19 protein-coding genes are annotated in these 21,820 nt (G+C 36.6%); 16 read left to right on the top strand and 3 right to left on the bottom strand.

Annotation, left to right across the window (positions count from 1 at the left end; genetic code table 11):
• The first annotated feature begins 84 nt into the window (after positions 1–84).
• From pyrR to BMW29_RS08500, 11 genes are all read left to right on the top strand, one after another.
• Complete coding sequence (pyrR, locus tag BMW29_RS08550; RefSeq protein WP_425431599.1) at positions 85–630, top strand: bifunctional pyr operon transcriptional regulator/uracil phosphoribosyltransferase PyrR; 546 nt, start codon at positions 85–87, stop codon at positions 628–630.
• Between the two features lie 184 nt (positions 631–814).
• Positions 815–2,110, top strand: a complete 1,296-nt coding sequence (locus BMW29_RS08545) for a solute carrier family 23 protein (RefSeq protein WP_092652408.1) — start codon at positions 815–817, stop codon at positions 2,108–2,110.
• Between the two features lie 25 nt (positions 2,111–2,135).
• Complete coding sequence (locus BMW29_RS08540; RefSeq protein ID WP_092652406.1) at positions 2,136–3,053, top strand: aspartate carbamoyltransferase catalytic subunit; 918 nt, start codon at positions 2,136–2,138, stop codon at positions 3,051–3,053.
• Between the two features lie 75 nt (positions 3,054–3,128).
• Complete coding sequence (locus BMW29_RS08535) at positions 3,129–4,409, top strand: dihydroorotase (RefSeq protein ID WP_092652404.1); 1,281 nt, start codon at positions 3,129–3,131, stop codon at positions 4,407–4,409.
• A 30-nt stretch (positions 4,410–4,439) separates the two neighbouring features.
• On the top strand, positions 4,440–5,513 hold the full coding sequence (locus BMW29_RS08530; protein ID WP_092652402.1) for a carbamoyl phosphate synthase small subunit: 1,074 nt from the start codon (positions 4,440–4,442) through the stop codon (positions 5,511–5,513).
• A complete protein-coding gene (gene carB, locus BMW29_RS08525; protein ID WP_092652400.1) occupies positions 5,506–8,685 on the top strand; it encodes a carbamoyl-phosphate synthase large subunit in 3,180 nt (1,059 codons plus the stop codon). Before BMW29_RS08530 ends, carB begins: the two co-directional genes overlap by 8 nt.
• A gap of 17 nt (positions 8,686–8,702) precedes the next feature.
• A complete protein-coding gene (locus BMW29_RS08520) occupies positions 8,703–9,479 on the top strand; it encodes a dihydroorotate dehydrogenase electron transfer subunit (protein WP_245706259.1) in 777 nt (258 codons plus the stop codon).
• Positions 9,479–10,396 (top strand): dihydroorotate dehydrogenase, encoded by a 918-nt coding sequence (locus BMW29_RS08515; RefSeq protein WP_092652396.1) that lies wholly within the window; start codon positions 9,479–9,481, stop codon positions 10,394–10,396. Before BMW29_RS08520 ends, BMW29_RS08515 begins: the two co-directional genes overlap by 1 nt.
• Positions 10,397–10,398: 2 nt before the next feature.
• Positions 10,399–11,112 (top strand): orotidine-5'-phosphate decarboxylase, encoded by a 714-nt coding sequence (gene pyrF, locus BMW29_RS08510; RefSeq protein WP_092652394.1) that lies wholly within the window; start codon positions 10,399–10,401, stop codon positions 11,110–11,112.
• A 1-nt stretch (position 11,113) separates the two neighbouring features.
• Positions 11,114–11,743, top strand: a complete 630-nt coding sequence (gene pyrE, locus BMW29_RS08505; protein WP_092652392.1) for an orotate phosphoribosyltransferase — start codon at positions 11,114–11,116, stop codon at positions 11,741–11,743.
• A 68-nt stretch (positions 11,744–11,811) separates the two neighbouring features.
• Positions 11,812–12,597: a Cof-type HAD-IIB family hydrolase gene (locus BMW29_RS08500; protein ID WP_092652390.1), complete on the top strand. Its 786-nt coding sequence runs from the start codon at positions 11,812–11,814 to the stop codon at positions 12,595–12,597.
• A 137-nt stretch (positions 12,598–12,734) separates the two neighbouring features.
• On the opposite strand, the gene BMW29_RS08495 is transcribed toward BMW29_RS08500, so the two are convergent.
• Positions 12,735–14,423, bottom strand: a complete 1,689-nt coding sequence (locus tag BMW29_RS08495) for an NFACT RNA binding domain-containing protein (protein WP_092652388.1) — start codon at positions 14,421–14,423, stop codon at positions 12,735–12,737.
• 497 nt (positions 14,424–14,920) lie between these two features.
• On the opposite strand from BMW29_RS08495, the gene trpX reads away from it, so the two are divergent.
• The 5 genes from trpX (at position 14,921) to BMW29_RS08470 (ending at position 20,347) form a co-directional block, all read left to right on the top strand.
• On the top strand, positions 14,921–15,916 hold the full coding sequence (trpX, locus tag BMW29_RS08490; RefSeq protein WP_092652386.1) for a tryptophan ABC transporter substrate-binding protein: 996 nt from the start codon (positions 14,921–14,923) through the stop codon (positions 15,914–15,916).
• Positions 15,916–16,803: an ABC transporter permease gene (locus BMW29_RS08485; protein WP_092652384.1), complete on the top strand. Its 888-nt coding sequence runs from the start codon at positions 15,916–15,918 to the stop codon at positions 16,801–16,803. Before trpX ends, BMW29_RS08485 begins: the two co-directional genes overlap by 1 nt.
• A gap of 4 nt (positions 16,804–16,807) precedes the next feature.
• Entirely contained in the window at positions 16,808–17,575 is a 768-nt protein-coding gene (locus tag BMW29_RS08480) for an ABC transporter ATP-binding protein (RefSeq protein WP_092652382.1), read from the top strand.
• 383 nt (positions 17,576–17,958) lie between these two features.
• Positions 17,959–18,534, top strand: a complete 576-nt coding sequence (locus BMW29_RS08475; RefSeq protein ID WP_092652380.1) for a recombinase family protein — start codon at positions 17,959–17,961, stop codon at positions 18,532–18,534.
• A gap of 451 nt (positions 18,535–18,985) precedes the next feature.
• On the top strand, positions 18,986–20,347 hold the full coding sequence (locus tag BMW29_RS08470; protein WP_092652552.1) for an Nramp family divalent metal transporter: 1,362 nt from the start codon (positions 18,986–18,988) through the stop codon (positions 20,345–20,347).
• Between the two features lie 639 nt (positions 20,348–20,986).
• Here BMW29_RS08470 and BMW29_RS08465 read toward each other — a convergent pair.
• Positions 20,987–21,472, bottom strand: a complete 486-nt coding sequence (locus tag BMW29_RS08465; protein WP_092652378.1) for an Imm26 family immunity protein — start codon at positions 21,470–21,472, stop codon at positions 20,987–20,989.
• Positions 21,473–21,499: 27 nt separating this feature from the next.
• Entirely contained in the window at positions 21,500–21,817 is a 318-nt protein-coding gene (locus tag BMW29_RS08460) for a hypothetical protein (RefSeq protein ID WP_092652376.1), read from the bottom strand.
• Between the last annotated feature and the right edge of the window lie 3 nt (positions 21,818–21,820).

The following is a 21,820-nucleotide window of genomic DNA, read 5'->3' as shown; positions in this document are numbered from 1 at the left end:
TTTAAACATGCAATTTTTGTGCCTTCTTATCATTCATGGTAAGAAGGTTTTTTGATGGGGAAAATTTAGAAGGAGGGTGACTTGTTGTCTAAGAATGAAATTGAAGTAGTAGATGATGCAGCCATGAAACGCGCACTAACCAGAATCACTTATGAAATCATTGAAAGAAATAAGGGGATTGAAGATTTAGTGTTAGTAGGGATTAAAACAAGAGGGATTTATCTCGCACAAAGAATCGCTAGTCGCTTAAAACAACTAGAAGGTGTAGCCATCCCAGTTGGAGAGCTGGATATTTCATTATATCGCGATGATGTTCATGAAAGTGATGGCAGAGAGCCTGAGGTCAATGGCTCAAATATTCCGGTATCAATCGAAGGAAAGCAAGTGATTTTAGTGGATGATGTGCTTTTCACTGGTCGAACAATACGCGCCGCTTTAGACGCTCTGATGGATATTGCCAGACCAAGAAAAATTTCTCTTGCTGTATTAGTGGATCGCGGTCATCGAGAATTACCGATACGTGCAGATTTCGTTGGGAAAAATGTACCAACTTCTTTAGATGAGCAAATTAAAGTAGAAGTTGAAGAGATTGATGAAAAAGATAGTGTAAGGATTCAAAAAATAAAATAATCATCGTGAAGCTTTAACTGTGTCCAGAGAGGCACGGAAGGTCATGGCGGTATCGTTAGGAAAACCCTTTTTTGTAAAAAAAGCGGGATTAGACTAGCTATATTTCGTAGAACCTGGAAGTCTCACCATAGACAGCCAGGTTCTTTTTTTGAGAAAAAATGAATGAATTAGAGGAGTCGTTTGCATGTTGGAAGAAGAAAGAAATACAGAAGTCGTTTTAGATATAGGAGATAAACCAGCACCATTACAATGGTTTGGCTTAAGTTTACAGCATTTATGTACAATGGTTGGTGCTAATGTGCTAGTGCCCATTTTAGTTGGATTAAATCCAGGCATCGCATTAGTTACCTCTGGATTAGGAACCTTACTCTATCTGGCACTGACAAAAGGAAAGATTCCAGCCTATTTAGGCAGTAGCTTTGCTTTTATTACACCCATGCTTTTAATGAAAGAAACAGCTGGTGGTTTTCCAGCAGTCTTTCAAGGTGCCTTTTATGCCGGTTTAGTCTATTGGATTGTTGCTTTGATTATTAAAAAAGCAGGTTCAAATTGGATTGATAAAGTCTTACCACCCATTGTTGTTGGCCCCGTTGTGATGGTTATTGGTTTAAGCTTAGCGGCAACTGCAGCGAATCAAGCCATGTATATCGGAGCAGAGGCAGCACCAGAAAACTACAGTGTCACTTATTTATTAGTGGCTTTGGCAACATTGATGATTACCATTATCTGCAATATGTATTTAAAAGGCTTTATGAGCTTGATTCCAATTTTAATTGGGATTGTTTCAGGCTATCTCATTGCACTTGCAGTAGGAATTGTCGATTTATCAGCTGTTGGACAAGCGAGTTGGTTTGCGCTACCAGACTTCCAAGTACCATTCATATCCTATCAACCAAGTTTTTCAATTGCAGCTTTGGCAACAATGGCACCTATTGCATTTGTTACCATGAGTGAGCATATCGGTCATATTATGGTATTAAATAAAATTACAAATCGGAACTTCTTTAAGAAACCTGGACTTTCAAGAACGATTTTTGCAGATGGAACTGCGACCATTATTGCTTCATTACTTGGTGGACCGCCTGCAACAAGCTACGGTGAAAACATTGGGGTACTTGCACTCACAAAAATTCATAGCGTCTTTGTGATAGCAGGTGCAGCCTCTCTTGCCATTCTGTTTGGATTTATTGGAAAAGTCAGTGCCATCATTTTAAGTATTCCTTGGCCAGTGATTGCTGGCGTGAGCTTCTTATTATTCGGTGTCATTGCTTCAAGTGGCTTAAGAATTCTCATTGATCATCAAATTGATTTTAATAAAAAACGAAACTTAATTATTACCTCTGTGATTCTCATTATTGGGATTGGGGGTGTCTATCTAAACTTTGGCGCACTCTCGCTATCAGGGATGAGTTTAGCAACAGTTGTAGGGATTATCTTAAATCTAGTTTTACCAAAAGAAGCTAGAAGTGAACAAGCTTAGTACTAAAAAAATAGGGGGAATCAAGATGACAGCAACAGCTCAAAAATTACACTTAGACCATTTAGTATCAGTAGAGGCATTAAGCAATGAACAAGTGATGCAATTGATTAAACGTGCACAGGATTTTAAAAATGGAGAAGTTTATACACCGAGCGAGAAAAAATATGCAGTCAATCTCTTCTTTGAAAATAGCACAAGAACACATAAAAGCTTTGAAATGGCGCAGAAAAAAATGGGCATTGATTTAATTGATTTTGAAGTAGCGACAAGCAGTGTGAGTAAAGGTGAAACACTTTATGACACCGTTCTGACAATGTCTGCTTTAGGCGTAGATGTTGCTGTCATTCGTCATGGTGAGGAAGATTACTACAAGTCACTGATTGAAAGTACTGGCATTCACTTAGCCATTGTCAATGGTGGCGATGGTAGCGGACAACATCCAAGTCAATGCCTACTTGATTTAATGACAATTTATGAAGAATTTGGTCACTTTGAAGGCTTAAAAGTCACAATTGTTGGAGATTTAACCCATTCACGTGTTGCCAACTCTAATATGCAAATGCTAAAGCGTTTGGGAGCAGAAGTTTTCTTCTCTGGACCAAAAGAATGGTTTGATGATTCCTACAATGAATATGGCACTTATTTACCTCTAGATGAAGCCGTTGAGCAATCTGATGTGATGATGATGCTTCGGATTCAACATGAAAGACATGAATATTATGGCAACTTTTCACAAGAGAAATATTTAGATATGCATGGTTTAACAGAAGAACGTGAAAGTAGAATGTTGCCACATGCGATTATTATGCACCCAGCACCTGTCAATCGTGATGTTGAATTACAAGATTCATTAGTTGAATGTGACCGCTCAAGAATTGTACAGCAAATGGCGAATGGTGTTTTTACCAGAATGGCCATTTTGGAAGCTGTCTTAAATAAATAACCCTTAAAATCAGCAAAAATGATTCTGTTTTTGCTGATTTTATCGAATAAATAACAACCTTCAGGAGGAATCAGCATGTATACATTAATTAAAAATGTCATCCGTTTTAATCATCAGGGACAAGAACAACCAATAGAAGTTTTACTAAAAGAGGATAAAATTGAAGCGATTGGCACCACTTTATCAGCAGTAAACAGCAATGAAGTGAACATCATCGATGGAAAAGGTGCATTGATTGCCCCTGGCTTAATTGATGTTCATGTCCACCTAAGAGAACCTGGTTTTACCTATAAAGAAACCATTCAATCAGGTAGTATGGCTGCAGCTAGAGGCGGATTTACGACGATTTGTGCCATGCCAAATACCAATCCTGTTCCTGATACTGTTGAGAAATTTGAAGCGATTCAAGCAAAAATCAAAACAGATGCAGTTGTCAATGTCTTACAGTATGCACCAATCACTGAAGGCTTACGCAGTGAAAAATTAGTCGATCAAGCAGGCTTATTAAAAGCAGGTGCTTTTGCCTTTACCAATGATGGTGTTGGGGTTCAAACTGCTGGAACCATGTATCTTGCAATGGTTGAAGCTGCCAAAAACAAAACAGCGATTGTGGCACATACAGAAGATGATTCCTTATTATTTGGTGGTGTTATGCACCAAGGAAAGATGTCCCAAAAATATGATTTACCAGGTATTTTAAGTATCACAGAGGCTGCCCAAATCGCAAGAGATGTCCTATTAAGCGAAGCAACAGGTGCGCACTATCATGTTTGTCATGTTTCAACTAAAGAAAGTGTTCGTGTCATTCGAGATGCCAAAAAAGCTGGTATTCATGTCACAGCAGAGGTCACACCCCATCATTTACTCCTATCAGAGGAAGACATCCCTGGAGATACTGGTATTTATAAAATGAATCCACCCTTACGCGGCGAGGCAGATAAAGCAGCTTTAATTGAGGGATTACTAGATGGCACAATTGATTTTATTGCAACAGATCATGCTCCACATGGAAAAGAAGAAAAAGAAGCCAGTATGCTAACTGCACCATTTGGGATTATTGGAAGCGAAACAGCCTTTTCCTTGCTCTATACCCACTTTGTTAAAACAGGTATCTTTACAATGAGTCAGCTGATTGATTGGATGAGCACAAAGCCAGCAGATACTTTTGGTTTGGCTGGTGGAAGATTAGCAGTAGGAGAAAAAGCTGATTTAGCATTATTCAATTTAAATGACAAAATGACCATTGATGCAACTGAGTTTGCATCGCTTGCAACCAATACCCCCTTTATCGGCTGGGAGGTTTATGGTGAAACAATGCTAACAATCGTAAATGGACAAGTTGTGTACTCAAAATAAGGGGGAATTGCTGTGAAAAACCGGTTGTTAATGTTAGAAGATGGAACGATTTTTAGAGGACATGCATTTGGTGCCCCAGTTGAAGCAACCGGAGAAATTGTTTTTACCACTGGCATGACAGGTTACCAAGAAGCGATAACAGATCAATCTTTTAACGGACAAATGATTGTCTTTACCTATCCGCTTGTTGGAAACTATGGCATTAATCGTGATGACTATGAATCTATCGCACCAACTTGTAAAGGGGTAATTGTCAAAGAACATGCCCGTGTTGCTTCAAATTGGCGTAATCAATTTACCTTAGATGAATTTCTAAAAAGAAAAAATATTCCTGGAATTTCAGGGATTGATACAAGAAAATTAACCCGCATTTTAAGAGAAAAAGGAACGGTTAAAGGAATGCTAGTGCAAGAAAAAGAGGACTTAAACCATGCTTTTGATCAATTAAGAGCAGTAGTTTTACCAACCAATCAAGTCGCTCAAGTTTCAACAACAAAGCCTTATCCTAGTCCAGGCAGCGGGAAGAATGTTGTAGTCATTGATTTTGGCTTAAAGCATAGTATCTTACGTGAATTAAGCCTGCGTAACTGTCATTTAACCATCTTACCTTATCAGACAGATGCTCAAACAATTTTAGATTTAAATCCTGATGGGGTGATGCTTACAAATGGTCCTGGAGATCCTAAAGATCTTCCAGAGGTCTTAGATATGATACGCGGTATTCAAGGTAAAGTTCCTATTTTCGGTATTTGCTTAGGTCATCAGCTACTTGCGTTAGCCAATGGTGCCGACACCTTTAAAATGAGATTCGGCCATCGCGGATTTAACCATCCAGTTAGGGAAATTGCCACTGGAAGAATTGATTTTACCTCTCAAAATCATGGCTATGCAGTAGATCCTAGCAGTATCAATAAAGATGAACTGATGATTACACATCTAGAAATAAATGATGACACAGTTGAAGGCATTAAACACCGCCATTATCCCGCTTTTAGCGTACAATTTCATCCAGATGCAGCACCAGGACCACATGATGCTGTCCACTTATTTGATCAATTTATGGAATTAATGGACGCTTGGAAGGAGCAACAAAACAATGCCTAAACGAACGGATATTCATAAAATTATGGTGATTGGCTCAGGCCCAATTGTGATTGGACAAGCTGCTGAATTTGATTATGCAGGGACACAAGCTTGCTTAGCATTAAAAGAGGAAGGCTATGAAGTGGTCCTTGTAAACTCGAATCCAGCAACGATTATGACAGATCAAGAAATTGCGGATCAGGTTTATATCGAGCCAATCACATTAGAATTTGTTTCAAGTATCCTCAGAAAAGAGCGACCAGATGCAATTGTGCCAACCTTAGGCGGTCAAACAGGCTTAAATATGGCGATGGAATTAGCTGCAACCGGTATTTTAGAGGAATTAAAGATTGAATTACTAGGCACGAAGTTAAGCGCCATTGACCAAGCAGAGGATCGTGATTTATTTAGACAACTCATGCATTCTTTGGGAGAACCAGTACCAGAAAGTGAGATTGTTCATTCAGTAGCAGAGGCTATGGCTTTTTCAGAAAAAATTGGTTTTCCTTTAATTGTGCGACCAGCCTTTACCTTAGGTGGAACAGGTGGAGGTATTTGTCAGAATGTGGCAGAGCTAAAAGAAATTGTCACAAATGGATTAAAGCTCTCACCAGCTAATCAATGCTTAATTGAGATGAGCATTGCAGGCTTTAAAGAAATTGAGTATGAAGTCATGCGGGATTCCGCAGATAACGCGATGGTAGTTTGCAATATGGAAAATATTGATCCAGTAGGCATTCATACAGGCGATTCAATTGTTGTTGCACCCAGTCAAACCTTGTCTGATGTCGAGTACCAATTATTAAGAGATGCTTCATTAAAAATTATTCGTGCCTTAGGAATTGAAGGTGGCTGCAATGTCCAGCTTGCATTAGATCCAAATAGCTTTAACTATTATATTATTGAAGTGAATCCACGTGTTAGCCGTTCTTCAGCACTAGCGAGCAAAGCAACAGGCTATCCCATTGCAAAATTAGCAGCTAAAATTGCGATTGGCTTAACATTAGCTGAAATGAAGAATCCAGTTACTGGTACAACTTATGCGCAATTTGAGCCAGCCTTAGATTATGTTGTGACGAAAATCCCGCGTTGGCCATTTGATAAATTTGAAAATGGTAACCGTCGCTTAGGAACACAAATGAAAGCAACTGGAGAAGTGATGGCAATTGGCCGAACTTTGGAGGAATCCTTACTAAAAGCTGTTCGCTCCTTAGAAATTGGGACTCATCATCTTTATTTACCAGAAACAACTGCAATCAGTGATGAAGCTTTAATTGAAAAAATAGTGAAACCAGAAGATGATCGTTTATTTTACCTAATTGAAGGCATTAGGCGAGGTTATACAATTGAAGAATTAGCAGGACTAACCAAGATAGATTTATTCTTCTTAGATAAAATCCTGCATATTGTTGAAATCGAACAAGCATTAGCAGCCAATATTGACGATTTAGCAGTGCTTAGAAATGCTAAAGAATATGGCTTTTCTGACCAAGCAGTTGCACAGCTCTGGCAGATGCCTATTGCAACAATTATGCAAACTAGAGAGGCTCATCATATCAGACCCGTTTATAAAATGGTCGATACCTGTGCAGCTGAATTTGAATCAAGTACCCCTTATTTTTACAGCACCTATGAAGATGAAAATGAAAGCATCCAAACCAGTCAGCCTTCTATTTTAGTCTTGGGCTCAGGTCCAATTAGAATCGGTCAAGGTGTTGAATTTGATTATGCAACCGTTCATTCAGTTAAAGCCATTCAAAAAGCGGGGTATGAAGCGATTATTATCAATAGCAATCCAGAAACAGTTTCCACAGACTTCTCTATCTCAGATAAATTATATTTCGAACCTTTAACATTAGAGGATGTCATGCATGTAATTCAATTAGAACAGCCCAAAGGTGTAATTGTACAATTTGGTGGACAAACAGCGATTAATCTAGCTGAACCTTTAGCTAGACTAGGGGTACCCATCCTAGGGACAAGTGTTGCGGATTTGGATCGAGCTGAAAATCGTGATTTATTTGAACAAGCATTAAAAGAATTAGCCATTCCTCAACCTTTAGGAGATACAGCAACCAATGAAAACGAGGCTGTAGCCATCGCCAACAAGATTGGTTACCCAGTTTTAGTACGGCCAAGCTATGTGCTAGGTGGTAGAGCGATGGAAATAGTAGAGAATCAGCAAGATTTAGAAAGCTATATGCGCCATGCAGTCAAGGCATCCCCAGAACAGCCTGTTTTAATTGATCGCTATTTGCTTGGTAAAGAAGTAGAAGTGGATGCCATCAGCGATGGAGAAACAGTGCTGATACCAGGAATTATGGAGCATATTGAAAGAGCAGGGGTTCACTCAGGAGATTCCATGGCAGTTTATCCACCACAGCATTTATCTGATACAATCAAAGCTAAAATTGCTGATTACACTGAAAAACTAGCAAAAGGCTTAAACTGCATTGGGATGATGAATTGTCAATTTGTCATTCATGATGAAGAAGTTTATGTGATTGAAGTCAATCCACGAGCAAGCCGAACAGTCCCTTTTCTAAGTAAAGTCACTGGTATCCCAATGGCACAAGTAGCAACTAACGCCATTTTAGGGATGTCATTAGCAGAGCAAGGCTATCAGAATGGCCTTTATCAGGAGTCTGAGTTTGTTCATGTCAAAGCGCCAGTCTTTTCCTTTGCCAAGCTCTTAAGTGTTGATACGTATCTAGGACCAGAAATGAAATCAACTGGAGAGGTGATGGGAACCGATAAAACCTTAGAAAAAGCACTTTATAAGGCTTTTGAGGGCAGTCAGCTTCATTTACCTCATCATGGACAGGTTTTATTTACCATTGCTGACACAGACAAAGAAGAGGCTTTACGCTTAGCTAGAAGATTTCAACAGCTTGGCTATCAATTAATGGCGACCACAGGAACGGCAAGCTATTTAAAAGAAAAGGGACTGACAGTAGTAGAAGTGCCTAAATTAGCTGAATCTGGTTTGAATCTGATTGAAGCCATGAGACAAAATATCATCCATGTTGTGATGAACACTATGGAAAAAAGCAAAGCAGCACAATCAGATGACTTTTTAATCAGACGTGAAGCAGTAGAACAAGGCATTCCATTATTTACATCCTTAGATACAGCAGATGCAATCTTACGCGTATTAGAATCACGTTCTTTTAGTATGACACCATTATCTTAATTAAAAGGAGGCCTATCATGTTACAAGAAATGATGACTGTCGTCGCACAAAAGAGGTTAGCACCAAAAATTTATGAAATGAGATTAACAGGTAATCTGGTCAAAGAAATGAAGCAACCTGATCAATTTTTGCATATTTTAATTCCAAGAAGTGATTTACTTTTAAGAAGACCAATTAGTCTTGCTGAAATCATTCCAGAAAAAAAAGAATGTATTATTATTTACCGAATTGAAGGAGAGGGCACAGCTGCTTTAGCGGATTTAAAAGCAGGGGATCAGTTGGATGTGATGGGGCCTCTTGGTAATGGTTTTCAGGTTGAAGCGGTACAAACTGGACAAACGGCCTATATTGTCGGTGGTGGCATTGGTGTACCGCCTCTTTATGAATTATCAAAGCAATTGGTCAAAAAAGGTGTGAAGGTCAAGCATTTCTTCGGTTTTGCAAGTAAAGAAGTCATTTTTTATGAAGCAGCTTTTAAGCAACTAGGAGAAGTTACAATTGCAACTGATGATGGTTCCTATGGCATTCATGGACATGTCGGGCATTTATTAGATCAAGTAGCTGAAACGGCACCAGATGTTTTATATGCTTGTGGTTCTAAAGGATTACTGCTAGCTGTAGAAAGTCGTTATGAAGGGCAAAATGCTTATTTTTCTCTTGAAGCACGAATGGCTTGTGGGATGGGTGCTTGCTACGCTTGTGTTTGTCATAAAAAATCGGACCCAACTGGAAATGAAAGTCTTAAAGTTTGCGATGAAGGTCCTGTCTTTAAAGTCGGAGAGGTGGTCCTATAATGAATCGATTAGCTGTCAATTTACCAGGTTTAGCGCTAAAAAATCCAATTATGCCAGCTAGTGGTTGCTTTGGCTTTGGAGAAGAATATGCAAAATATTTTGATTTAAACCAACTAGGTGCCATTATGATAAAGGCTGCGACTTTAGAACCCAGATTTGGCAATCCCACTCCGCGAGTTGCTGAAACACCAAGTGGGATGTTGAATGCCATTGGTTTGCAAAATCCTGGAATTGATGAAATTATGCAGGTGAAATTACCAAAATTAGGTGCCTATGATGTCCCAATTATTGCCAATGTTGCTGGCTCAACAGAAGCAGATTATGTGGCTGTTTGCGAACGAATCAGTCAATCAAAACATGTTGCAGCAATTGAATTAAATGTTTCTTGTCCAAATGTGAAGCATGGTGGGATTGCTTTTGGCACGGATCCAGATGTGGCATTTACCTTAACAGAAGCGGTTAAAAAAGTGTCAAAAGTCCCAATTTATGTCAAGCTATCACCAAATGTCACGGATATTGTCCCCATCGCGAAAGCAGTAGAAGCAGGGGGCGCAGATGGGATTACCATGATTAATACTTTACTAGGCATGCGGATTGATTTAAAAAGCAGAAAGCCAATTCTTGCTAATCAAACAGGCGGCTTATCAGGACCTGCCATTAAACCAATTGCGATTCGCTTGATTCATCAAGTGAGTCGTGCCGTAGAGATTCCAATTATCGGAATGGGCGGAGTTTACACCGTTGATGATGTGTTAGAAATGTATTTAGCAGGAGCCAGTGCAGTGGCAGTAGGCACTGCTAATTTCACAGATCCATGGGTGTGTCCTAAATTAATTGATGCACTACCTAATCGTATGGATGAATTAGGCATGACCACATTAGAGACATTAATAAAAGAAGTAAAGGCGGGCAGATAACCATGGAAAAAAATCCAATTATTGCATTAGATTTTTCAACAACAGTTGAAATCAAAGAATTTTTAGCACATTTTCATCAGGAGCAGCTATTTGTTAAAGTAGGAATGGAACTTTATTATCAAAACGGCCCTGAAGTAGTCAAGTGGATGAAGAGCTTAGGCCATCAAATTTTTTTAGATTTAAAATTACATGATATTCCAAATACGGTGGAAAGAGCGATGAAAGGGTTAGCAGCATTGGATATTGATATGATAAATGTTCATGCGGCTGGTGGAAAGCAAATGATGGAGGCAGCAATGAGTGGGATTATCGCAGGAACACCTACTGGACGACAAAGACCAAAGCTCATTGCAGTGACACAACTGACTTCAACAACAGAAAAGGCGATGCAAAAAGAGCAATTCATTGAAACGACTTTATTAGAAAGTGTCCTAAATTATGCCAAATTAACGCAAGCTGCTAAATTAGACGGTGTTGTTTGCTCAGCTCTTGAAGCAGAGAAGATTAAAGACCAAACAAACGACCAGTTTTTATGTGTCACACCAGGTATTCGTCCAAGTGGTGAAGCGAGTGGCGATCAAAAACGTATAGCGACACCAGAAAATGCCTTATCCTTAGGTGCCAGTCATATTGTTGTAGGACGACCTATCACTTTAGCAACAGATCCAGTAGCTGCTTATCATCAAATTAAAAATCAATGGAATGGGGTAAAATAAGATGACCAACTCAAAAAAAATAGCAGAAGCTTTATTAGAAATTGAAGCAGTTAGCCTAAGTCCGAATGCACCTTATACTTGGGCTAGTGGGATTAAAAGTCCGATTTATTGTGACAACCGTATCACAATGAGCTATCCAGCAGTTCGTAAAGAAATTGCAGCAGGCTTAGCACAACTGATTAAAGAAAAATTTCCAACTGCAGAAGTCATTGCAGGAACTGCTACAGCAGGAATCCCACATGCAGCATGGATTGCAGACTTATTAGATTTACCAATGGTTTATATTCGTGGGAAAGCGAAGGATCATGGAAAAGGCAACCAAATTGAGGGACGGATTCATCAAGGGCAAAAAATGGTTGTTGTTGAGGATTTAATCTCAACTGGAGGAAGTGTCATAGAAGCAGCAGACGCGGCAAAAAAGGAGGGTGCAGATGTTCTAGGTGCAGTTGCCATCTTCACTTATGAATTACCAAAAGGTATTGAAAACTTTGAGCAGCATCATTTAGCCTTTGAAACACTAACGAATTATTCAACCTTAATTGAAGTCGCATTAGAAAATCAAACCATTGATGCAGCTGAAGTAGCCCTATTGAAAGAATGGAAAAAAGATCCTGCAGCTTGGCAAAAATAACGCGTGTCAATGTATTCTTTAAATGGTAGAATGGAGGAAGAATACATATAGAAAGCAGGGCGTTAGACATGACAAAAGATTATCAAGCACTGGTATTTTTCGATTTAGATGGAACCTTGTTAAATGAGCATTCTGAAATCTCTCAGGAAAATATTACCCTGATTAAACAATTAAAGGAACGAAATATTTTACCCTTAGTAGCAAGTGGGCGTGCCCCATTTGAAATTGAGAAAATTTTGGAAAACTCCGAACTTCATTCTTATGTGAGCTTAAATGGTCAATATGTCAAAGTCGAAGATGAGATTATTTACCAGCAAGGAATTGAGAAGGAACAAATTGAAGCCTTGATTGCTCTCATTCTTGAGTTAAATCATTCCTTAGCTTTTTATACAAATACTGAAAATGCTTTACTTCGCGTGGATGAAAGTGCCCGTTTACTTTATGAATTAGACAATGCCCCATTGCCTAAAATTGATGCAACCTTTTATTTAGAAAATAATGTACTGATGCTTTATTTATTTACTCAAGACCAGCACTTAGATCAGGTTTATCAAGAAAAATTAGGTCAACAATTTAGCTTCTTTAGAGATAGCCCTTATTCAATGGCGGTTGTGCCAAAAGGGATTTCGAAAAAAGCAGGAATTCAAGGACTGATTCAACATATGGGAACAGGCGAAATTCCTAGCTATGCATTTGGGGATGGTGGCAATGATGTTGCGATGTTTGAAGCAGTTGATGTGAAAATTGCCATGGAAAATGGAACAGATGAATTAAAAGCGTTAGCTGATTTTGTGACGACAAGCAATTTAGAACATGGTATTTTAAATGGTTTGAAAGAATATAACTTACTTTAAACACCTCGATTTTGAGGTGTTTTTTTACGACCTTTAATTTTAGCAGATTCTCATATAATTAAAGGAATGAAATCGTATTTTTACTGAAGTAACTAAAAATTTACATAAATAAAAAGCCCAAAATAATGGGCTTTTTACTATTTTTTTCTCAAACGACTCACTAATTCAGCATCAGGTGTTACATGAACTGTTCGTTGACCTTCATAAATCACATAACCAGGTTTCGCTCCATTAGGTTTACGAATTTTTTTCACTGGCACAATATCAACTGGTACAGAAGCAGACAATTGCGATTTTGAAAAATAAGCAGCAATATTGGCCGCTTCAAGCAATGTTTCTTCTGAAGGCTCAGCACTTTGAATAATGACATGAGAACCTGGAATATTTTTTGTATGCAACCAAATATCCGTTTTCTTTGCTGTTTTTAAGGTTAACTGATCATTTTGAAAATTATTCTTGCCAACAAGAATCACAGTTCCGTCAGTTGCAAGATACGTCTCCGCTTGAATCGATTTTTTCTCAGTTCGCATTTTTTTCTGTTTTTTCAAGTAACCTTCTTGCTGTAGCTCTTCTTTGATTGCAACTAAATCCTTGGGACTCGCTAGTTCAATTTGGGTGGCAACAGATTCTAAATAATCCACCTCTACCTGTGTTAGTTGTTGCTGTTCATGAATATAAGCAACTGCATTTTTGAGCTTTTGATACTTAGCAAAATACTTTTGAGCATTTTGAGAAGGGGTTTTCCTAACATCTAAAGCAATTTTAAGTGGCTGATTGTCCTCATAAAAATTAGCAAGTGTAATTTCAGGCATGCCTTTTTCCATTTCATATAGAAAAGCAGTTAATAATTCACCTTTAATTCGGTAAATATCTGCATGCTCCGTTTCATCTAAAGATTGCTGTAATTTCACTAATTTTTTCTGGTTACGATTTAATTCAGTTTGTACAATACGAATCAAATCGGCCCCTTGTTGTTGCACACGATCTCGCTCAGCTTTCCCTTGATAAAAAGCATCCAATAATTCACTCAAAGTCTGAAATGATTGTCTTTCTCCTGAAATAGAAGCAAAGGGAAGAGGGACAAAGGATGATTTATTTCCTTGTATGATTAAGGTAGGTGTTAAATTTTTCTCAGAAAAATCAGTAACCATCTTTTGCATCGCTTTAGGAAAATGTGCTAATTTTTCTTCTGCTTGATAGCTGATTTCTACAGCTGTATCAGCACCAATTCCTTGATAAGTTTTTTGAATTAATTGCTTCATAGATAATTCAGGCTGATCCACTGGTAAAAAGAATTCCGCATCAAATGGATTCAACTGATTGCTCTTCGGTGGATTGATATAGGTCGCACCAGGAAGTAAGGTTCTAAAACTATTTTGTAATGGCGAAATATGTTTAATACAATCAATAATTTTTTGCTCAGATTCTTCAATTAAGAAAAGGTTACTATGTCTACCCATAATTTCAGCTACTAAAATAATATTTTTCATATCACCAATTTCATCTCTATTTTTAAAGATAAAATGGACGATTCGATCATTTTCAATTTGCTTAATTTCCTTTAAGACAGCACCTTCTAAATACTTTCGTAAGATCATACAGAAAGTCGGTGGTGCAGCAGGATTCTCATAAGGGATTTCTGTTAACTGAATTCTAGCATAGCTTGGATGAGAGGATAGCAACAGTTTATGATTTTTCCCATTTGCACGAATGACTAAGACGATTTCGTTTTTATAAGGCTGATGAATTTTAGAAATACGCCCATTTTCTAATGTCTGACCTAGTTCGTCAACCATTCCATGGGTAAATAGACCATCAAAAGACATATGCTCACTCCTTTTTGTTTATCTCCTTATTATAAGCGGTTTTATACTGTTTGTATAGCCTCTTTAGTAGGTAGTCTTTTTCACAGTTACAAAGTAAAATGAAGAATTTGTTTGACAAAATTTAAAAAAGCCGTTATGATAAATGAAATTCTAACTCAAGGAGCGATTTACAATGATGACATCTCTTAACCAAACATTCATACAATTGAATAGTAGCTGGCAAAGCCACATAGATTAGGTTGGAGATATGATAATTGTCATAGATACAACCGACAGGAAACTGAACTTGTATCTATGGGGCTCGTTTAAGACGTTTATTTAAACACCACATAGACAAAATCTATGTGGTGTTTTTTGATAGGTAAAAAGGCAAAAACACCCATTACATTTAGTGTACGCACTAAACGAAATAGGGTGTTTTTTATTTGGAGGAATTTTATATGAAAAGACGATGGCATAGCACACATACTGAAAATTAAAAATGAGGAGTGGAGCAAATGAAAAAGATGTATGGTTTTATAGCAGGATTAGTAATTCTACTGATCATCGCGTTTGTCACTGAAAATAACAAAATGGATCAGGAGCAAAAGGAGAATGACATACCAAAAGTTGGCATTTTACAACTAATGAGTCATCCTTCGTTAGATGAAATCTATCAAGGCTTTATTGCTGGCATGGAGGAAGAGGGCTTAGTTGATGGTAAAACAGTCCACTTAACTCTCCAAAATGCCCAAGGCGATCAAAGTAATTTAAAAACAATGAGTGAACAATTTTCACAAGAACCAGTAGATGCTATGGTTGGAATTGCAACACCGTCAGCTCAAGCCTTAGCCAATGCCTCTAAAAATATCCCAATTATTTTAGGTGCAGTCAGTGATCCTGAAGGTGCAGGACTAGTTACAAATAATCAAACGCCTGGTGGAAATATTACAGGCGTTAGTGATTTAACACCAATCAAAGAACAAATTGAGTTATTAAAACAATTGATGCCAGCTGCTAAAAAAGTTGGGATTCTCTACACCTCAAGTGAAGATAATTCCTATCTTCAAGCTCAGGATGCTGAAAAAGAATTAAAAGCACAGGGATTAGAGCCGATTACGATGACCATCACCTCTACAAACGATATCCGACAAAACGCCACTACTTTAGCTAGTCAAGTAGATGCTATATATGTACCTGCAGATAATACCATTGCAGGAGCCATGCCAACTTTGATTGAGATTACAGATGCAGCGCAGATTCCAGTGTTCCCTGCAGTTGAATCAATGGTTGAAGACGGAGGTTTAGCCACAATTGGTCTTAATCAATATGAATTAGGGATTTTAACTGGTAGAATGACAGCAAAAATGATAAAAGGTGAACTAAAACCTGCAACAACACCTATTGAATACCTTAAACAGGGAACAATTGTTTTAAATCAAAAGCAAGCGAAAAAATTAGGGATAAAAATTCCACAAGAAATCATAGAGAAAATTGAAAGGAGTGCTGACTAATGGGCATCATTGTTTCAACAATTTTACAAGGTTTATTATGGGGCTTAATGGCGATTGGCGTCTTTTTAACATTTCGAGTGTTAGATATGCCAGATATGACTGCAGAAGGTAGCTTTCCTCTAGGAGCTGCAGTATGTGTCACATTAATCAGAAGTGGTGTTCATCCCTTAATAGCAGCTTTAGTTGGTGGATTCTCAGGCATGCTTGCTGGTGCTATGACAGCTTTATTGATTACCAAATGCGGCTTACCAGCTTTATTAGCTGGAATTCTCACAATGACAGGTTTGTACTCCATTAATTTACGTATTTTAGGACGAGCAAATCTTAGTTTAAATGGGTATCAAAAGATGGATAATTTATTGGATTCATTTCATTTTCCACCGTATTTTAATATGCTATTTATCGCAGTGGCCATCATTGGTGTGATTGTTATCCTCTTAGCATTATTATTTAAAACAGAGGCAGGACAAGCCCTAATTGCAACAGGTGATAATGAACAAATGGCCCGTTCAATGGCGATTAATACCGATTTAATGAAAATCTATATGCTCATGCTTTCAAATGGTTTAATTGCCCTTGCTGGAGCCTTTATTGCCCAAGATAGTGGTTATGCTGATATTAGTTCAGGTATTGGCACAATTGTAATCGGACTAGCATCTGTGATTATTGGAGAGGTCATTTTTGGTCGTGTGAGCTTAACCTATCGTTTCATTTGTGTCATTTTGGGTTCGATTATTTACCGCTTTATCTTAATGCTAGTGATTCGTCTTGGATTAAATCCCAATGATTTAAAATTAATTTCAGCCATTCTTTTAGCCATTTGTTTGGCCTTACCACAGCTAAGAATGAAATTAAAACAACTAGTTTTTCTTAAAAAGGAGGTTTAACAAAATGACCGCTTATCAATTTGAAATCCAACATATACACCAAACTTTTCATAAAGGAACAGCCAATGAACATCATGTCTTAAAAGGGATTGATTTAAAGGTAAAAAAAGGCGATTTTATTTGTCTGATAGGAGGGAATGGTTCTGGGAAATCAACCTTATTAAACGCTATTTCAGGATCTTTTCCCATAGATGAAGGGAAACTTCTTTTAAAACAAAAAGAAATCCAATCATTAAAAGAATATCAAAGAGCAAAGTTTATCGGACGTGTTTTCCAAGATCCTAATTTGGGTACTTCCCCAAGAATGACGATTGCCGAAAATCTTTCGATTGCCCAAAAAAGAGGAGCAAAGCGTAGCTTCATAAAAAGAGCAACCTCCAGCAATGCAGTCAAGCAGTTTTCAAAGGAGGTAGAAATGCTAGAATTGGGCTTAGAAAATCGGTTAAATACAGAAATTGGTTTGCTTTCTGGTGGCCAAAGACAAGCCATTACTCTGCTTATGTCCGTTCTTCAAAAACCAGAATTATTGCTTTTAGATGAGCATACTGCTGCCTTAGATCCTAAGATTGCTAAATTTATTATGAAAAAAACAAATGAATTGATTACCAAACAACATTTAACGGCTATGATGGTTACGCATAATCTTCAAGATGCTCTCTCATATGGAAATCGTTTGATCATGATGCAGGCAGGGAAAATTGTGCTTGATTTGAATCAAACAGAAAAAGAAAAAATGACCGTTGAAGAATTGTATCAATTATTTTCTCAATAAACCGCATTTTTGTTCCATTTTCCGTAAGAAAACGCTATACTGACAGTAACATGAATCTTCTTTGGTAGAAAAAATAAGATGTTTTTGCGCAACTTTCTATTGTCGTTCTGATTTTTTGGACTTAATAACTATGAAAAGATTTTTATAGAGTGATTCATTTCCTAAGATCTTGCAGGTTGACTCCACAATACGACATCATGACACACATACGAAACGCTAATACTCACTGATTTAACTATATTGATATAATTAAAAACGGTGTGAGCATCTTTTTGAAGATGCTCTTTTTTTATCTACATTTAAAAATATTCAAACATTATAGAATATTTATATTGTAAAAGACGAAAAAATTAGCAACAATGGAGATGAGGAGGTGAAGAAGATTGAATGCAACTAAAAATAAAAAGATTGGTTATGCAAGATGTTCAACCAATTATCAATCTACTTCGAGCCAACGATTGGCTTTAAAAAGATATGGCTGCGACTACATTATGGAAGAAATTGAAAGCGGTAGGAGAGAAGACCGTCCAAAATTGCAAAAACTATTAAAAAAACTAAAACCAGGAGATAGTCTAGTAGTATATAAACTTGACAGACTGGGCAGAAGCACAAAACAACTATTGTTTTTAATTGATGAGCTAAAAGAAAGAGGCGTACACTTTGTTAGTATCTCAGATTCGATTGATACAACAACAAGCATGGGCAAATTCATGTTTACAATTATGAGTGCTTTTGCTGAAATGGAAGCAGATTTAATTAGAGAACGTGTTAAGAGTGGTTTAGAAAGCGCAAAGTCAAAAGGCCGTGTAGGTGGTCGTCCTAAAATACCTAAAAAGATTGCTGAAAGAATTGTTGTAGATTACCAAAAACAAAAGTTATCTATTAACAAAATTGCTGAAAAACATCAGGTATCAGTACGCACTGTTTATAACTACATTCGGAAATATGAAACAAAATAAGCACATCCTTTTTTCTTGAATATGTACAATATTGGATAAAAATGGGAATTTTGGTTACTTTTGTTTGTAGGGAATGATTTTGAAAAATTGTCAAAAACAACAATATTAGTATATTTTTATAAACTGAAAAGATTGATGCCAATATGAGACGAAATGTTTATCAAATAACAATTCAGTGTGAGCCATGTCTTATATTTTTCCCAGATATGGTTTACTTTGAATAGAAGTATAGGGCATAAATCATACATACTTTCATATGAAACAGAAAAAAGATAGGTCATAATGTAGTGGCTTCAAAAGTTAGATAAAAAACTAGCTTTTGCAGATACGTTCATTCAACCTATCTTTTTATATTTGCTATTTAAGGGTGCCCTAACTTTTTTGTTGCATAAACCAAAATACAGGAGTATTCTATATTTAGAAAGAATGAGATGAAGGACGAGGGATGAAAATGGGAAATAATCAAGAAAAAGAAGCACACCAATCTCATGGTTGGGTAAGAAAAGCACATAACGTGAGTTTAGAGGAAGTAAATAGTAGCATTGACATCCCAAAAAATGCTGGATTTTGGAAAAAATTATTTGCATTTATGGGACCAGGTGCATTAGTTGCAGTTGGCTATGTTGATCCAGGGAACTGGGCAACCTCAATTGCTGGTGGTGCTAAATATGGTTATATTTTATTAAGTGTAATTTTAATTTCCAACTTAATTGCAATGCTTTTACAAGAAATGTCTGCGCGTTTGGGAATTGCAACTGATATGGATCTAGCACAAGCTACCCGAGCATCAGTTGGGAAAAAACTGTCTTTTATTTTATGGATTTTAACAGAATTAGCCATTATAGCAACTGACATTGCAGAGGTCATTGGCTCTGCAATCGCATTAAACTTACTATTTAATATCCCGTTAATTGTTGGGGTAGCCATTACAACATTAGATGTTTTTCTTTTGCTGATTTTACAAAAGAAAGGCTTCAGAATTATTGAAAGTATTGTGTTTGTGTTAATGACAACTATTTTTGTCGTATTTTTATTTGAAGTGATTTTATCTCACCCACAAATGGGAAGCTTATTAAAAGGCTATATTCCAAGCAAACAAATTGTGACAAATCCTGGCATGTTATTTATTGCTTTAGGTATTTTAGGAGCAACAGTGATGCCACATAATTTATATTTACATTCTTCGATTATTCAAACTAGAAAATATGATCGTACCTTAGCAGGTAGAAAAGAAGCGGTTAAATTTGCAAAAATTGATTCATTTTTCTCATTGACTGTTGCATTTTTAATCAATTCTATGATATTAATTTTAGGAGCAGCAGCTTTTCATGGTAGCGGAGAAGTGATTAATGAAATAGGGGATGCTTACCAATTATTAAGTCCAACTTTTGGTGTTGCAATTGCCAGTACATTATTTGGCGTTGCCTTACTTGCTTCTGGACAAAACTCTACCATTACAGGAACCTTAAGTGGCCAAATTGTGATGGAGGGCTTCATTCATTTAAGGGTTGAGCCTTGGTTAAGACGTGTGATTACTAGATTAATTGCGGTTGTACCAGTATTTATTGTAACTTGGATATTTGGTGAAACAGGCACTTCTGATTTACTTTTATGGAGCCAAGTGATTCTAAGCTTACAATTACCATTTGCAGTGATTCCATTAGTGATTTTTACAAGTGATAAGAAAAAAATGGGAAGCTTTGTAAATCCCACATGGATTAAAATTCTAGCATGGTTTGCTACAATTGTGATTATTGCATTGAATGTATTCTTAGTTGGGTATATTTTAATGACTGGACAGGATTTAGGATAGAGAAAAAAACGACTTATCATAAAGTCGTTTTTTCTTTTTAAAGAGGAATAGTAAACCATAATATAATTATGTAAACTAAAAGAAAAAGTAACATATACTATCTTAAGAAATAAGCATTGGATGAAAAATTGAATGTTATGCTGAATTGTTAAGATAGTATGGTCGATTCTAAGACGTTTAAGAAAAAGAATCGATGAGGACATCATGAAACGTTCTCTAAATGAAGCTGGTGTATCGTTAAAGAAATTATTTTTACATATGAGATTATTGCTTAGATTTAGGATAGTTAGCTATAGGTGAACTATTTTACTGCAGGAACTTACAATTGTCATCAATCAGCAAAATATGAAGACCAGTCGTTAAATACAACACTAACCAATTTAGAGTATGGTCATTAATATTTCATACGCTACTAAGAAATAGACTGGAGAACTTATTTAAGCTGCTGGTAAGACAACAAATGAATAGTGCGAAATTTTAGTTTAGCTCATAAATAATATTGCAAACTAAAAGAGGTAGCAGGAGTAAATTGTTAACTCCATTTATTCTACTTTACTAGTTTACATAATATATATTATACGAAGTATTATTGAATTAGCATCGAACCTACATTGAATTTAATTAAACAAATCATATCATCTACAGAGCCTTGTTTTTCAACTTTGTTACAGGAATTGAATAATTAGGCCATTCTTCTAAATTATTCAAAATAAATTCTGGAAACTGTTCTGGTCGATTAAAAACACTAGTAGTATGACCTCTTTTTAAATGTTCTACATATTCTGTTTCAGAAATATAGAGTGTATTTCCTTTATAGGTGATAGCTCCTCTTCTGATACTATCCTCGGCTATCCATTCGGCATACTGAGCTAAACTAGGAGTATATATATTATTGCCTGTTAAAGGATGGCAACCAATTATTGACCATTTACCTTTTTTTATTAGTAATTCATTCACGCATTTATATAACTTAATTTTTATTCCATCTAAATTATTTATTGATAATTGTTTGATACTTAAGATATCATATATTCCCAGATAACTATCAAAAAAATATTTTCCATAAGCATAACGGTCATCTGGAAGCTTTATTTCAACAATTGAACCATAAGGTATTTTATTCATAAAATCACGTTCTTTCAGTTTAAGATTTTACTTATATAATATTTGTGTTTCATATTCAGGAGTAAAGATATTGTGGTTATAAAAAGTATTTTCAGCAAATTCTTTTCGAAGTAGTTTAGCATTCATCGATGAAAGTTCGTTGTTCCAGAATTGATCCACTTTTTGAAGATAGAATTGAATATCTTCAAACGACAATGGGGAAAATAGCTTTAAATTAACACTTTTAAGAATGCAATCAGCTACACAAGCCACTCTTTTTTTATGAAAAACCATTTCATATTCACAATGTTCTAATTGCTCATCTATAAAACAAACTAGTTCATAGATTTCTTCTTTTGTCTTCACTTT

It is taken from the genome of Isobaculum melis, from assembly GCF_900111355.1.
In the GTDB taxonomy this organism is placed as follows: domain Bacteria; phylum Bacillota; class Bacilli; order Lactobacillales; family Carnobacteriaceae; genus Isobaculum; species Isobaculum melis.
This window is presented reverse-complemented; position numbering and strand designations above follow the sequence as displayed.

Coding starts and splice junctions, on each gene's coding strand:
- BMW29_RS08485 (WP_092652384.1), top strand. CDS start 15,916: ATGGGCATCATTGTTTCAACAATTTTACAAGGTTTATTATGGGGCTTA.
- pyrE (WP_092652392.1), top strand. CDS start 11,114: ATGACCAACTCAAAAAAAATAGCAGAAGCTTTATTAGAAATTGAAGCA.
- BMW29_RS08495 (WP_092652388.1), bottom strand. CDS start 14,423: ATGTCTTTTGATGGTCTATTTACCCATGGAATGGTTGACGAACTAGGT.
- BMW29_RS08540 (WP_092652406.1), top strand. CDS start 2,136: ATGACAGCAACAGCTCAAAAATTACACTTAGACCATTTAGTATCAGTA.
- pyrF (WP_092652394.1), top strand. CDS start 10,399: ATGGAAAAAAATCCAATTATTGCATTAGATTTTTCAACAACAGTTGAA.
- BMW29_RS08545 (WP_092652408.1), top strand. CDS start 815: ATGTTGGAAGAAGAAAGAAATACAGAAGTCGTTTTAGATATAGGAGAT.
- BMW29_RS08500 (WP_092652390.1), top strand. CDS start 11,812: ATGACAAAAGATTATCAAGCACTGGTATTTTTCGATTTAGATGGAACC.
- BMW29_RS08520 (WP_245706259.1), top strand. CDS start 8,703: ATGTTACAAGAAATGATGACTGTCGTCGCACAAAAGAGGTTAGCACCA.
- BMW29_RS08535 (WP_092652404.1), top strand. CDS start 3,129: ATGTATACATTAATTAAAAATGTCATCCGTTTTAATCATCAGGGACAA.
- BMW29_RS08465 (WP_092652378.1), bottom strand. CDS start 21,472: ATGAATAAAATACCTTATGGTTCAATTGTTGAAATAAAGCTTCCAGAT.
- BMW29_RS08530 (WP_092652402.1), top strand. CDS start 4,440: ATGTTAGAAGATGGAACGATTTTTAGAGGACATGCATTTGGTGCCCCA.
- carB (WP_092652400.1), top strand. CDS start 5,506: ATGCCTAAACGAACGGATATTCATAAAATTATGGTGATTGGCTCAGGC.
- BMW29_RS08515 (WP_092652396.1), top strand. CDS start 9,479: ATGAATCGATTAGCTGTCAATTTACCAGGTTTAGCGCTAAAAAATCCA.
- trpX (WP_092652386.1), top strand. CDS start 14,921: ATGAAAAAGATGTATGGTTTTATAGCAGGATTAGTAATTCTACTGATC.
- BMW29_RS08480 (WP_092652382.1), top strand. CDS start 16,808: ATGACCGCTTATCAATTTGAAATCCAACATATACACCAAACTTTTCAT.
- BMW29_RS08470 (WP_092652552.1), top strand. CDS start 18,986: ATGGGAAATAATCAAGAAAAAGAAGCACACCAATCTCATGGTTGGGTA.